This is a genomic window from Mycobacterium sp. IDUB_39 (assembly GCF_055419205.1).
Window position 1 is genome coordinate 879,743 of sequence record NZ_JBVAXF010000002.1, and the last position, 13,023, is coordinate 892,765.

At 65.9% G+C, this 13,023-nt stretch carries 11 protein-coding genes; 8 read left to right on the forward strand and 3 right to left on the reverse strand.

What is annotated here, in order from left to right; translation table 11 throughout:
* Nucleotides 1-39: 39 nt before the first annotated feature.
* The 3 genes from ACZY0X_RS10355 to ACZY0X_RS10365 are packed head-to-tail and all read right to left on the reverse strand — an operon-like array spanning nt 40 to nt 4,207.
* Entirely contained in the window at nt 40-414 is a 375-nt protein-coding gene (locus ACZY0X_RS10355; RefSeq protein ID WP_463770006.1) for a nuclear transport factor 2 family protein, read from the reverse strand.
* A gap of 20 nt (nt 415-434) precedes the next feature.
* Nucleotides 435-3,356 (reverse strand): aminotransferase, encoded by a 2,922-nt coding sequence (locus tag ACZY0X_RS10360; RefSeq protein ID WP_463770008.1) that lies wholly within the window; start codon nt 3,354-3,356, stop codon nt 435-437.
* A complete protein-coding gene (locus ACZY0X_RS10365) occupies nt 3,353-4,207 on the reverse strand; it encodes an alpha/beta fold hydrolase (RefSeq protein WP_463770010.1) in 855 nt (284 codons plus the stop codon). Before ACZY0X_RS10365 ends, ACZY0X_RS10360 begins: the two co-directional genes overlap by 4 nt.
* Before the next feature lie 122 nt (nt 4,208-4,329).
* On the opposite strand from ACZY0X_RS10365, the gene ACZY0X_RS10370 reads away from it, so the two are divergent.
* From ACZY0X_RS10370 to ACZY0X_RS10405, 8 genes are all read left to right on the forward strand, one after another.
* The gene (locus ACZY0X_RS10370; RefSeq protein WP_463770012.1) at nt 4,330-4,803 is read left to right on the forward strand and encodes a VOC family protein; all 474 of its coding nucleotides are present in this window, start codon (nt 4,330-4,332) and stop codon (nt 4,801-4,803) included.
* Nucleotides 4,804-5,058: 255 nt separating this feature from the next.
* The gene (locus tag ACZY0X_RS10375; protein ID WP_463770014.1) at nt 5,059-5,826 is read left to right on the forward strand and encodes an MlaE family ABC transporter permease; all 768 of its coding nucleotides are present in this window, start codon (nt 5,059-5,061) and stop codon (nt 5,824-5,826) included.
* Nucleotides 5,823-6,677 (forward strand): ABC transporter permease, encoded by an 855-nt coding sequence (locus ACZY0X_RS10380; RefSeq protein ID WP_463770016.1) that lies wholly within the window; start codon nt 5,823-5,825, stop codon nt 6,675-6,677. Before ACZY0X_RS10375 ends, ACZY0X_RS10380 begins: the two co-directional genes overlap by 4 nt.
* Nucleotides 6,678-6,679: 2 nt before the next feature.
* The gene (locus ACZY0X_RS10385; protein WP_463770612.1) at nt 6,680-8,131 is read left to right on the forward strand and encodes an MCE family protein; all 1,452 of its coding nucleotides are present in this window, start codon (nt 6,680-6,682) and stop codon (nt 8,129-8,131) included.
* A gap of 35 nt (nt 8,132-8,166) precedes the next feature.
* On the forward strand, nt 8,167-9,207 hold the full coding sequence (locus ACZY0X_RS10390) for a virulence factor Mce family protein (RefSeq protein ID WP_463770018.1): 1,041 nt from the start codon (nt 8,167-8,169) through the stop codon (nt 9,205-9,207).
* Nucleotides 9,204-10,553, forward strand: coding sequence for an MCE family protein (locus ACZY0X_RS10395; RefSeq protein WP_463770020.1), 1,350 nt, complete (start codon nt 9,204-9,206; stop codon nt 10,551-10,553). Before ACZY0X_RS10390 ends, ACZY0X_RS10395 begins: the two co-directional genes overlap by 4 nt.
* The gene (locus ACZY0X_RS10400; protein WP_463770022.1) at nt 10,550-11,872 is read left to right on the forward strand and encodes an MCE family protein; all 1,323 of its coding nucleotides are present in this window, start codon (nt 10,550-10,552) and stop codon (nt 11,870-11,872) included. The genes ACZY0X_RS10395 and ACZY0X_RS10400 overlap by 4 nt, the downstream gene beginning before the upstream one ends.
* Nucleotides 11,872-13,023 (forward strand): MCE family protein, encoded by a 1,152-nt coding sequence (locus tag ACZY0X_RS10405; RefSeq protein ID WP_463770614.1) that lies wholly within the window; start codon nt 11,872-11,874, stop codon nt 13,021-13,023. The genes ACZY0X_RS10400 and ACZY0X_RS10405 overlap by 1 nt, the downstream gene beginning before the upstream one ends.

Sequence of the window (13,023 nt, forward strand, 5' to 3'; positions counted from 1 at the left end):
GGACTCAGTATCGGCCCCCAGGCCGCCAACCGGGGGAGGTCAGTCGAACGCCGCGGCGACCGTGGCCATGTCGAAGTAGTCCCGCCACACCGCGATCTTCCCGTCGCGCACCTCGAAGACACCCATCACGGGTAGCGCGATCTCGCCGCCGTCCTTGCGCCTCATCACGTCCGTCCGCTCGTTCATCACCACATCACCGGACGCGAGCTGGCGGTGCACGGTGAAGTCGATACCGTCGAAGGCGGCGATGAAGCCTGCGATGAACTCCCTGATGGCATCGCGGCCCACAGCGGCTGCCAACGGGATGTTGTGGTAGACCGCGTCTTCGGTGAACCAGTCGACGATCTGGTCGACGTCAGCCGTCGACCACAGTGCGCAGAACTCGGTGACCACGGTGTCGGCGGAGGATGTCATCCCTGCACCCTAAACGCCGGTCACCAACCCTCGGTCAGCACACGGTCCAGCGTGTCGACGTAGAAGTCCGCCCCCGGCACATCGATGCACAACGGCGGCTTGGTCTTAAGGATGTTGAGATGCTCACCGGTCGGCTGGATCACGACACCCAGCTCGAGCATGCGGTCGCAGATCGCCGCGGTCTCCTCGGACGCGGGCGTCAACGTGACGGCGTCGCGGACCATCTCAACGCCCAGGTACAGGCCCATGCCGTGCACCGTGCCGATCATGGGGTGCCTGTCGCGCAGCGCCAGGAGGCGCTCCTTGAGATGGGAGCCCACCCGGGCCGCGTTGCCCTGCAGGTCCTCGTCGACCATCACGTCTAGAACGGTGAGGCCGATCGTGCACGACAGCGGGCTGCCACCGGTCGAGGAGAAGAAGTAGCCCTGCGAGGCGAACGCGTCGGCCACCGCCCGGCTGGTGATCACCGCGCCGAGTGGGGAGCCGTTACCCGTCGCCTTCGCCACCGAAACGATATCGGGCACCACGTCCTGCTGGTGAAACCCCCAGAACCACTGGCCCAGACGGCCGTAACCGACTTGGACCTCGTCGGCGATCGCCAGGCCTCCGGCGGCGCGTACCGCCGCGTACACCTGGGTGAGGTAGCCGTCGGGCAGCATCATGCCGCCGGCATTGCCGTACACGGTCTCGCAGATGAAACCGGCGGGCGCGCGACCCGTGCCGACCAGGTCCTCGATCTGATGCACGGCATCGAGCGCGTACCAGCCGACGTCGGCGCCACGGTACATACCGCGAAAGCTGTTGGGAGACTCGACGGTGTGCACCCAGTCGGGTCGGGTGCTCAGCGCGTTCGGGTTGTCCGCGGTGGACGTCGACACGGCGTCGGTGGCGTACGTCCAGCCGTGATAGGCCTCCCTGACCGCCACCACGTCGCGTCGGCCGGTGGCGGCCGTCGCCAGCCGGATCGCCAGATCGCTTGCCTCCGAACCGGAGTTGACGAGGAAGACGGTGTCCAGCGGATCGGGCAGGGTCGCCGCCAGTCGCTCGCTGAACTCGACCACCGACGCGTAGTTGAACCGTGAGTTCGTGTTGAGGCGGCGAAGCTGGCGTGCGGCGGCGTCGGCGACGCGGGGGTGAGCGTGGCCCAGCACCGTGACGTTGTTGACCATATCGAGGTAGGTTCGGCCGTCCGTCGCCATCAGGTGGTGGCGCCAGCCACGCTCAATCTGCGGCGGCTCGGCGTAGTAGTGCTCCTGCACTCTGGCGAAGCTGTCATCCCTGCGCGCCAACAGGTCTCGGTCCGTGTCCGGGAGAGACGCCGGGGTGGACGGTGCCAACCCCAGCAGCGGCCCGGGGTCGCGGGCCAGCGTCAGCCAGCCCGGCTTGAGGTCGGCGGCGGTGAACTGCGGAACCGTCGGGGCATCCGCGGGCGTGACCGTGATCGTCGCCCAGGTGCTCTCCTCGATGGTGGCGAACGGCACCCCGGCCTCGACCCGGTCACCGGATGCGCTGTCAGCACCCGTCACCGTCACGACGAAGTGTGCGCCGTGAACGGTGACGGTGTCACCGGAGCGGCTGCACCGACCCGGCCACGGCGAGGCCAGCGTCAGGGGCCGGGCTGGCCACAGCGAGACACCGGTGGCGATGACGTCGGGGGAGTGCTGGCTTAGGAAGTGCGAGCGCGTGAGCCGTGCCTCGCCGAACTGGGTGACCGCCAGGGCCGCCCCGGCGCGGATGGCACCTCGGGCAGCCTCGTCCTCGACCTGCTGACCGAACACGCCGTCATCAAAGACGGCAGACGTACTCGAGAGGTCAAGTGTCACCACCGATTCCGGAGCCACACCTGAGATCATCGGTTCACCCGCGACGATCTCGGGCGGACCGCCCAGGCCGATCGCGGCGCGGATCACGCCGGTCATCACCTCGATCGGCAGAGATGTGGCCTGGGTGAACATGCGCGTCTCGGCGTCGGCTTGCTCGGTGAGGTAGCTGTTGTCCGGTTCCAGTTCGGCCTGCTGTGCGCCGCTGACGATCAGCACCGCGCTACGCAGGACCAGTAGCGGCCACAGCGCATCTGCCTCGGCGGGCGACAACGGCCGGATCGCATGGAATGCCCTGACACCCGGCAGTATCGACGTCGGTGATGCGCCCGGGTGGCCCAGCACGGATGACAGCGCCACAGCGAGTTCGCTCACCGCCCAGGTGTTCGACAGATCGCCGAAGTCGATGACACCGTCGGGGCGTGCGGCACCGATGTCCTGTGCCATCACCAGGTTGGCGTCGGTGAGGTCGAGGTGGACGGCCTGGCGCGGGAGGGCGTCGGCAAGGGCGGTGACCCGCTCCCATGCGGCGGCCGCGGCCGCACACAGACGCTCGCGCAGCGCAGGATCGGTCACATGGCGGGCTAGCGCGGTCACGACGTCATTGCCGTACCGCAGGTCCCACTGCAGGGCCCGGTCGAGGCCGGGATGGGTGAAACCGGACAGGGATCGGCTGACTCGGCCGGCGACCTCGCCCATGCCTGCGATCACGGTGGGCGAGAGGTATCCCGCGGCGACGAGGGTGCCGCCGGCAAGGAACGGCAGCAGGCGCACGTGCGCGTCGCCGTCGAGCAGACCTGTCACCGTCGTGTACACGTCGCCGGCCTGATTCGGCAGGGGTGCCGCGACCCGCAGCGTGGGCTCGGTGACGGCGATCAGTCGGGCCGCCTCGTCCTGGGCTTCGAGTTCGACGGCACTGAACGCCGGGTTCGCGATCTTCAGGACGCCCGCCGGAGCGTCATCGTCGAGCCGGACCAGGAAGTTCTTGTCCTGTTGGCTGCCAAGTGATTCCACGCGGGCACTCAGCCCGTAGTGATCGGACAGCAGCGCCTGCGCCTCAGCCTCGCTGACCTGCGGGGCAGGCAGCTCGGGCTGCTCGAGGAAGTTGAAGCCGGTGGTCACGGGCTGACGAATTGGACGACGGCGTCGGTGAAGGCGTCGTTGTCGTCCCCGGCGGCGGTATGGCCGGCGTCGGACAACTCGACGAGTTCCGCGCGCGGCACCTTGGCCAGGAAGTCCTGCACGCCCTTGGTGCTGACGACGTCGGAGAGTTTGCCCCGGATCAGCAGGATCGGGATCTCCAGGTTGATTGCGGCCTGCTCGAGCTTCTCGACGCGGATGAACGGATCGTCCTCCGGCTTGGTCAGGAATGCGGGATCCCAGTGCCAGTACCAGCGGCCGTCACGCTCGCGCAGATTCTTCTTCAGGCCCTCAACGCTGCGCGGTTTGGTGCGGTGCGGAAGGTAGGCGGCAACGGCGTCGGCGGCCTCCTCGAGCGTGTCGAAACCGTCCAGGCCGCTGGCCATGAAGTCACGGATACGCGCGCTGCCGCCCTTCTCGAACCGCGGTACGACGTCGACGAGCACGAGCTTGGTCACCAACTCGGGCCCGGCCTCGTGCGCGGCGGCGATCCCGGTCATTCCGCCCATGCTGGCGCCGATCAGCACGACCGGCCGCCCGATCTGGTACAGCACCTGCAGGGTGTCGTCGCACAGCGCCTCGACCGCGTACGTCGCGGTGGGCGAGCGGTCGCTGTCGCCGTGGCCCCGACTGTCGAGGGCGATCACGTGATAGCCGGCATCGGCGAGGATCTGGCCCGTGTTCTTCCACGAGTGCCGGTTCTGGCCACCGCCGTGCAGCATGAGGATCGTCGGGTGCTCACCGGGTGCGTCCCGGTTCCACTCGTCGGCAACCAGGGACAGGTCGTCGACGCCACGAAACGTCACGGTCTGCGGTGCACTCGAAATGGTCACGGAATTCCTCTCGGCCGACCCCGGACCTCACGTTACCCAGCGGCTTCACCACCAACGACGCTGCCCCGGCCTGCAATGAGCGCTACGCGATGATTTCTGGGGACACGGTGGGTCCACACCACATGCCAACTATCACGCCATCGCTCTGGTTCAACGACGACCTCGAGGAGGCCGCGGAGTTCTACACCTCGGTCTTCCCCAACTCATCGATCGAGGGATACACCCGCTACACCGACGCAGGCCCCGGAAAGCCCGGTGACGTCGTGTACGGCACGTTCGTGCTCGACGGCCAGCGGTTCCTCGGCATCAACGGAGGGCCGCTGTTCCCCTTCACCGAGGCCGTGTCATTCGAGATTCTCTGCGCCGACCAGGAAGAGGTGGACTACTACTGGTTCACGCTGCTCGAGGGCGGGCAGGAATCGCAATGCGGCTGGCTCAAGGACCGGTATGGGCTGAGCTGGCAGATCACCCCCAAGCGGTTGTACGAACTGATCGAGGATCCCGACACCGCCCGTGCAGCCGCAGCGACCACCGCGATGCTGGGAATGCGGCGGATCGTGATTGCTGAACTGGAGGCGGCCGTCGACGGTGCGTGATTGGCGCGACGTGCGCATTGTCGGCGCTTTGCTGATGCCGACCCCGTGCGGGCAGCCGTCGGGGCGAGACCGCGACCGTTCAGTCAACGGATGGCGGGCTAGATAGGCAGGGAATTCCGGCGGTTGGTCCCCGAAATCGGTGATTTCGGGATTCGGACGAGTTCCCGGTGTCACACTCACCTCCTACGAGCGTGTAATACGTCGGAGGGATCAACGACCCATGACGGAGAGGCGCTGGCGGGGAAGGGCCGACTAGTGGTGGCCTCCAACGTCATTGCGAAGCCGGTGCGTGCCTTCGGCGGGTTCTACGCCATGGCGCTCGACACGTTCGTGGCCATGTTCCGGCCGCCCTTCGCGTGGCGTGAGTTCATCGCTCAGTCGTGGTTCGTCGCCAGGGTGTCGATAGTACCGACGTTGTTGTTGACAATTCCGTACACGGTGTTGCTGACCTTCATCGAAACCATCCTGCTGGGCGAGATCGGTGCCGCGGACTTCTCTGGGACAGGGGCCGCCCTCGGCACGGTGCGGCAGATCGGGCCCATCGTTACGGTCTTGGTGGTCGCTGGAGCTGGCGCCACAGCCATGTGCGCCGATCTGGGTGCGCGGACGATTCGTGAAGAGCTCGATGCGCTGCGCGTGATGGGGATCAATCCCATTCAGGCGCTTGTGGTCCCCAGGGTGCTGGCCGCCACCGTGGTGTCGCTGGCGCTGTCTGCCACGGTGATTCTCGTGGGTCTGTCCGGCGCCTTTCTCTTCGTCGTCTACATCCAGAACGTGTCTCCGGGGGCCTTCGCGGCCGGCCTGACCCTAATCATCGGCGCCACCGACGTGGTGATCGCGCTGGTGAAAGCGGCGTTGTTTGGGCTCTCGGCCGCCCTGATCGCCTGCTACAAGGGGATTTCCGTGCGTGGCGGGCCGGCCGGTGTCGGCAACGCGGTGAACGAAACCGTGGTGTTCACCTTCATGGCGCTGTTCGCCATCAACATCGTTGCAACCGCCATAGCGATCAAGATCACGCTATGACGATCTCAAGGCATCACTCCCAGTTCCCCTGGCTGAAAAGCTGGTTCCGCGGAGTGAGCGACGCCTGGAACCACATTGGAACGCAAACCAAGTTCTACGGCCGCACCGTGCGCGCGACGCATTACGTGTTGATGCACTACCGGGTCGAGTTGATTCGGATCATCGCTCAGATGGGCCTCGGTGCGGGGGCGTTGATAATCATCGGTGGCACGGTCGCCATCGTCGGCTTCTTGACCGTGACGACGGGCGCACTGGTGGCGGTGCAGGGCTACAGCGACTTCTCCGAACTCGGCGTGGAGGCTCTGACAGGATTCGTGTCGGCCTACTTCAACGTGCGCCTGATCGCACCTGCCACCACCGCCATCGCGCTGTCCGCCACCATCGGCGCCGGAGCCACCGCACAACTCGGCGCCATGCGGATCAACGAGGAGATCGACGCGCTCGAAGTGATGGGTATCCGCAGCATCGCGTTTCTCGCGTCGAGCCGGGTCATCGCAGGCTTCCTCGTGGTGATTCCGCTGTACTGCGTGGGTGTGCTGATGGCGTTCTGGGCGGCGCGGTTTGGCACCACCGTTCTGTACGGGCAATCGACGGGCGTCTACGACCACTACTTCAAAACATTTTTGAACCCGACTGACCTGATGTGGTCCTTCGGCCAATGCATCGCCCTGTCGGTGGTGATCATGCTCGTGCACACCTATTACGGCTACACCGCACGCGGTGGGCCGGCTGGGGTGGGGGAGGCTGTCGGGCGGGCAGTGCGCTCATCGCTGATCGTCTCGGCCTTCGTCCTGGTCATGCTCTCGCTTGCGGTTTATGGCAAGTCCGGCAATTTCAATCTGGCCGGGTGACGATGGAACAACACGACGAAGGCCTGCACCCCGCGTGGTGGACGTTAATCCTCGTGGTCCTGATCGGCGTGGCGCTGTGGCTGACGTACGCGTTGTTCCTGGGCAGTTTCAAGTCGACCGAAACGGTCACGCTGACGTCTGACCGGTCGGGCCTGGTGATGGAGACCGACGCCAGGGTCAAATTGCGTGGCGTCCAGGTCGGGCGGGTCACCTCCATCCAGGGCGGCAGCGGGCCGGTGGCGCTGAAACTGGAGATCGACAAGGACAAGATCCAGTACATCCCGGCGAATGTCGAGGCCCAGATCCGGGCTACCACGGTGTTCGGTGCCAAGTTCGTCGATCTCGTTTACCCCAGCGATCCCAGCCAGCAGCGGCTGGCCCCCGGACAGGTGATCAAGTCGCGCAACGTCACCGTCGAGGCCAACACGGTATTCCAGAACGTCGTCTCCGTCCTGCAGAAGATCGACCCGGCCAAGCTCAACAGCACACTGTCAGCGCTCGCCGACGGTCTCCGCGGGCAGGGCCAGCGGATCGGCCAGGCCACCACAGACGCGAATCAGGTTCTGCTCGAACTGAATCCGCGTTACGAGACGATCACCGCCGATCTGCGAGCGCTGAGGGACTTCAACGACACGTTCGGCGTTGCGGCGCAGAACATCCTGTCCACACTCGACGCGCTCAGCACAACCAGCACCACCATCACCAGCCACGCCCAACAGCTGGATGCACTGCTGCTCGGCACCATCGGGCTCTCCAACAGCGGCATCAGCCTGCTCGCTCCGAACCAGGCCAACCTGATCAGGGCCATCAACGTGCTCGAGCCGACCACGAACCTGCTGTACAAGTACAACCCGGAGTACACCTGCCTGCTGGTGGGGGCAAAGACCCTGCTGGACACGGGCGGCTATGAGGCGCCAGGCGGAAACGGCCGCTCTCTGGTGCTGGACGTCGGGCTGTCACTCGGGGACGACCCGTACCACTATCCCGACAACCTGCCGGTCATCGGCGCTAAGGGCGGACCGGGCGGTAAACCGGGATGCGGTTCGCTGCCCGACGTCGCGAAGAACTGGCCGGTGCGAAATCTCGTCACGAACACCGGATTTGGCACCGGGATCGACTGGCGGCCCAACCCCGGCATCGGCTTCCCGGCTTGGGCCAATTACTTCCCGACCACTCGAGGGGTGCCCGAACCACCCAGCATCCGCAACCTCTTCGGCGGCCCCGCGCCGGGACCGATCCCGTACCCGGGGGCTCCGGCCTACGGCGCGGACCTGTACGCGCCGGACGGCACCCCGCTGTGGCCGGGGTTGCCACCAGCGCCGCCGCCGATGGCGCCGCGGGATCCCGGCCCGAGGCCGGGCACCGAGCCGTTCATCGTCCACTCACCCGCGGAGATGCAGCCGACACCACTGCCACCGATCCCGTTGCCGCGAGAGGCCGCGCCGAGCCCATGATCCACACCGACAGAGACCAGGAGAGGTAACCCGCCATGCCAGGCTTGACCACCCGGATTCGCCATGACGCGTGGCGTCTTGGCGTGTTCTTGGTGGTCTGCCTGCTCGGCGTGTTCGGCCTGTTCGCGGTCTTCGGGGAACTGCGTTTCGGGGAGGCGACCAAGACTTATAGAGCCGAGTTCACGAATGTGACAGGGTTGGAGAACGGTGACTTCGTCCGCATCGCCGGTGTGGAGGTGGGCCAGGTCAAAGATGTTGCGATTCAACCCGACACGACGGCGATGGTCGAGTTCACCGCAGATCAGTCGGTGGTGCTGACCGAGGGCAGCAGGGCCGTCATCCGCTACGACGACCTGATCGGCGGCCGCTACCTGGCCCTGCAGGAGGGTGCCGGCGGCACCGCGACGCTCAAGCCCGGGGACACGATTCCCCTCGCCCGCACCTCGCCGGCGCTGGACCTCGATGCGCTGATCGGTGGTTTTCGGCCGCTGTTCAAGGCGCTGGATCCCGATCAGGTAAACGCGTTGTCGGGCCAGCTGATTCAGGCCCTGCAGGGTCAGGGCGCGACGATCAACTCATTCCTGGCCCAGACCGCGGCGCTGACGACGACCCTGGCTGACAGGGACCAGTTGATCGGCGACGTGATCACCAACCTCAATGTCGTGCTGGGATCACTGGGTGATCAAAGCGACCAGTTCGCCAAGGCAGTCGACGCGCTCTCGGAATTGCTGACGAGCCTCAAGGACCGCAGGGTGGACATCGCCAACGGGGTGGCGTACACCAACGCCGCCGCCGCCAGCATCACAGACCTTCTGGCGCAGGCCCGTCCGCCCTTTGCGAAGACGATCCAAGAGACGGACCGCGCTGCGGGAATCGTGGTGGCTGATCATGACTACTTCGACAACCTGCTCAACACGCTGCCGGACGCGTACCAGGCGCTTGCGCGGCAGGGCATCTACGGCGACTTCTTCTCCTTCTATCTGTGCGACATCGTGCTGAAGCTCAACGGCAAGGGAGGCCAGCCGGTGTACGTCAAAGTCGCCGGCCAGTCCACCGGGAGGTGCGCGCCAAGGTGAAGTCCTTCAGTGAACGGAATCAGCTAGTCGTCGGTGCCGTCGGCCTGGCGTTGACGATCGGCATCGTGATTGGGTCCCTGAACTACGACAGGCTGCCGTTCCTGCAGGGTAAGGAGTACTCGGCCTACTTCGCCGAGGGGGGCGGTCTGACAAACGGTGAGGCGGTACAGGTTTCGGGCTTCAAGGTAGGTGAGGTCAAGTCGATCGAGTTGGACGGGCCACTGGCACTGGTGAAGTTCACCGTCGCCAAGAACATCCGGCTCGGGGATCGCACCGAGGCGGCGATAAAGACCAGGGGGCTGTTGGGCACCAAGATCCTCGAGGTCACCTCCCGCGGTGAAGGCCAACAAGAGGGCACGATTCCCGTCGAGCGCACCACGTCGCCATATCAACTGCCCGACGCGCTGGGCGAGCTGGCGGTGACGATCAGCGGCCTGAACACCAACCAGCTGTCCGATTCGCTGCGGGTGTTGTCGGCGACCTTCGCCGACACCCCGCCCGAGCTGCGTGTCGCGATCGAGGGCGTGGCGCGGTTCTCCGAGACGCTGAACGAACGTGACGTGCAGCTGCGAAGTCTGCTGGTCGACGCCAACAAGGCCACCACCGTGCTGGCCGAGCGCAGTGACCAGATCGTGAGCCTGGTCGCCAACACCAATGCGCTGCTGAGCGAGCTAGAAAGCCAAAGCGCCGCACTGGATCAGGTCTCCGGCAACATCTCGGCGCTTAGCAATCAGCTGTCGGGCTTCATCGCCGAGAACCGGGGCACCATGAAACCTGCCCTGGACAAGCTCAACGGCGTGCTGACGATCGTCGACAACCGCAAGGAACGCTTGCAGAGGTCGATCAAACTGCTCGGCCAGTATTCGATGTCGTTGGGCGAATCGGTGGCATCGGGGCCGTTCTTCAAGACCTACGTCGCCAACCTCCTGCCGGGGCAATTCCTGCAGCCGTTCATCGACGCCGCGTTCTCCGACCTCGGTCTCGACCCCAACGTGAAGCTGCCATCGGAACTCACCGACCCGCAGATCGGCCAGCCGGGGACACCGGCACTGCCGGTGCCCTACCCGCGGACCGGCCAGGGTGGTGAACCGCGCTTGAACCTGCCGGACGCGATCACCGGGAACCCCGGCGATCAGGGCTGCGGTCCACCCGGTCTACCACTGCCCGGCCCCACCGGCTGCTACCCCTACCGCGAGCCCCCACCCGCCCCGCCGCCTGGCGGACCGCCGCCCGGTCCTCCCGCCGAGGCGCCTCCTGGGCTGGAATCCACACCCGAACCCACGCCGAAGCCCGTCTTGGTTCCCGCGCCGGGTGAGGTTCCGCCTCCCGCGGAGGCCGGACAATGACGCGTACCGCAAGGAACCTCCTCGCCGTTGCACTGGTGGTGATACTGGCGGGCGGCGCGGTCGTGTTGTTACGCAACACCGAACGGATCAACCGCACCCATGCCGTCGCCTACTTCGAGAACAGCAACGGCATCTACGCGGGCGACGACGTTCGCATCGTCGGGGTACCCGTGGGCAGGATCGAGTCCATCGAGCCGCAGCCCACGTCGGTCAAGGTCTCGTTCTGGTTCGACAGCAAGTACAAGGTTCCGGCCGACGTCAACGCGGCGATCTTGTCGCCGACGTTGGTGACGGCGCGCAGCATTCAACTCACCCCGGCCTACACCGGAGGCCCCGTTATGGCCGACGACGCCGTGATTCCGCGAGAGCGCACCGCGGTTCCTGTGGAATGGGACGAGGTCCGGCGGCAGTTGGAGAAGCTGTCCGAGACGCTGCAGCCGACTGAACCCGGCGGCGTGAGCCCGCTGGGCTCAGTGATCAACACCGCCGCGGACAACTTGCGGGGTGAGGGCGCCAACATCCGGGACACCGTCATCAAACTGTCGCAAGCCTTCTCGGCCCTCGGCGATCACAGCACCGACATCTTCTCGACCGTCAAGAACCTGGCGATCCTGGTGTCCGCGCTGCAGGACAGCACCAACGTGATGCGCCAACTCAACCAGAACCTGGCGTCCGTGACCGGTTCACTCGCCAACGATCCTGGCGAAGTGGCCAACGCGGTCCACGATCTCAACGCCGTCGTCGGCGAGGTCCAGACGTTCGTCGCCGACAACCGCGAAGCGCTGGGCACCACGTCGGACAAGTTGGCTGGGGTGACCCAGGCGTTGACCGACAGCCTGGGCGACATCAAGCAGGTCCTGCACGTGGCGCCCAACACCCTGCAGAACTACGTGAACATCTGGCAACCGGCCCAGGGTGCGGTGAGCAGTGTGCCGATGCTCAACAATTTCGCCAATCCCCTTGCCTTTCTGTGTGGCGCCATTCAGGCGGCGTCACGGCTGGGCGCCGAGCAGTCGGCGAAGCTGTGCGTGCAATACATGGCGCCGATTGTGAAGAACCGCCAGTACAACTTCCTGCCCGTCGCACAGAATGTCTTCGTCGGTGCCACCACGCGACCGAATGAGCTGACCTACAGCGAGGATTGGCTGCGGCCGGACTACATTCCGCCGCAACCCGCTGCGCAGCAGCCACCGCCGCCGGCGAACGGGCAGCCACCAACGCCGGTCACGGGCCCGCCGTTGGCGGCGGAGGCGCCCCTCACACCGGACCCGGCCGACGGCCTGCAGGGGCTGATGCTGCCACCTGGGGTTGGGCCATGATGCGGGACAAGCTCTTTCGCGCAGTGATCGTCGCGGTCGTGTCGACCGGGATGCTGGCTGGCTGTGCCGACTGGCGAGGACTGAACTCGCTTCCGTTGCCGGGCGTCGAGGGAACGGGGCCCGGAGCGTTCGTCATTCAGGCGGAGATGCCCGACGTGGACAACATCGAGCCGAATTCCCGTGTCCGGGTGGGTGATGTGAACGTCGGCCACGTCAAGCGGATCGAGCGTCAGGGTTGGCATGCGCTGGTGACGATGCAGCTCAACGGTGACGTCGAGCTGCCCGCCAACGCGACAGCCATGCTCGGTCAAACCAGCCTGTTGGGGTCACTACACATCGAGCTGGCGCCGCCGACCGGCGTGGCGCCCGAGGGCAAGCTGAGAGAGGGCTCGCGGATTCCCTTGTCGTCATCGGGTGCGTTTCCGAGCACCGAGCAGGCGCTGGCCGCCGTTGCGCTGCTGCTCAACGGCGGCGGCATCGGCGAGATTCAGGACATCACCGAGGCGTTGAGCACCGCATTCACCGGTCGCGAGAACGACTTGCGCAGCCTGATCTCCCAACTTGACATCGCGATCGGTCATCTGGACGACCAAAAGCAGGACATCATCGCCGCTGCCGAGAGCCTGAACAATCTGGTCGGTCAAATTGCGGCGCAGAAGCCCGTGCTGGACAAGGCGCTACAGACGATTCCGGATGCGCTGGCCGTGCTCAGAGATCAGCGCACCAACCTGGCCGAGGCACTCGTGCAGCTCGGCAAGTTCAGCGCGCTGGCCGCCGACTCGGTCAACCAAACCAAGGAGGCGTTGGTTCAAGAGCTCAAAGACCTCGGCGTGGTCCTGCAGGAGCTGGCCAATGCCGGTCCAGCGATGACCCGCGCGCTGAGCTTTCTTCCCACCTTCCCGTTCCCGAAGGAGACGCTCACCAATTGGATGCGCGGCGACTACGCGAACCTGACGTTGATCGTCGACCTGACGTTGAGCCGGATCGACCAGGGCTTCTTTACCGGAACGCGGTGGGAGTGCGATCTCACCTGGCTGGAGCTGCAGTGGGGCCGGACGATCGGCCAATTCCCCAACCCGTGCAACGCGGGCGGGCCGGGGACCGCGGGCAACCCGTTGGTCGCTCCGTACCGCTTGGATCAGGGGCCCTGA

What these genes read in the sequence shown, in the direction of transcription:
- ACZY0X_RS10370 (WP_463770012.1), top strand. Translation starts at nt 4,330, where the DNA reads ATGCCAACTATCACGCCATCGCTCTGGTTCAACGACGACCTCGAGGAG.
- ACZY0X_RS10400 (WP_463770022.1), top strand. Translation starts at nt 10,550, where the DNA reads ATGACGCGTACCGCAAGGAACCTCCTCGCCGTTGCACTGGTGGTGATA.
- ACZY0X_RS10390 (WP_463770018.1), top strand. Translation starts at nt 8,167, where the DNA reads ATGCCAGGCTTGACCACCCGGATTCGCCATGACGCGTGGCGTCTTGGC.
- ACZY0X_RS10380 (WP_463770016.1), top strand. Translation starts at nt 5,823, where the DNA reads ATGACGATCTCAAGGCATCACTCCCAGTTCCCCTGGCTGAAAAGCTGG.
- ACZY0X_RS10385 (WP_463770612.1), top strand. Translation starts at nt 6,680, where the DNA reads ATGGAACAACACGACGAAGGCCTGCACCCCGCGTGGTGGACGTTAATC.
- ACZY0X_RS10405 (WP_463770614.1), top strand. Translation starts at nt 11,872, where the DNA reads ATGCGGGACAAGCTCTTTCGCGCAGTGATCGTCGCGGTCGTGTCGACC.
- ACZY0X_RS10355 (WP_463770006.1), bottom strand. Translation starts at nt 414, where the DNA reads ATGACATCCTCCGCCGACACCGTGGTCACCGAGTTCTGCGCACTGTGG.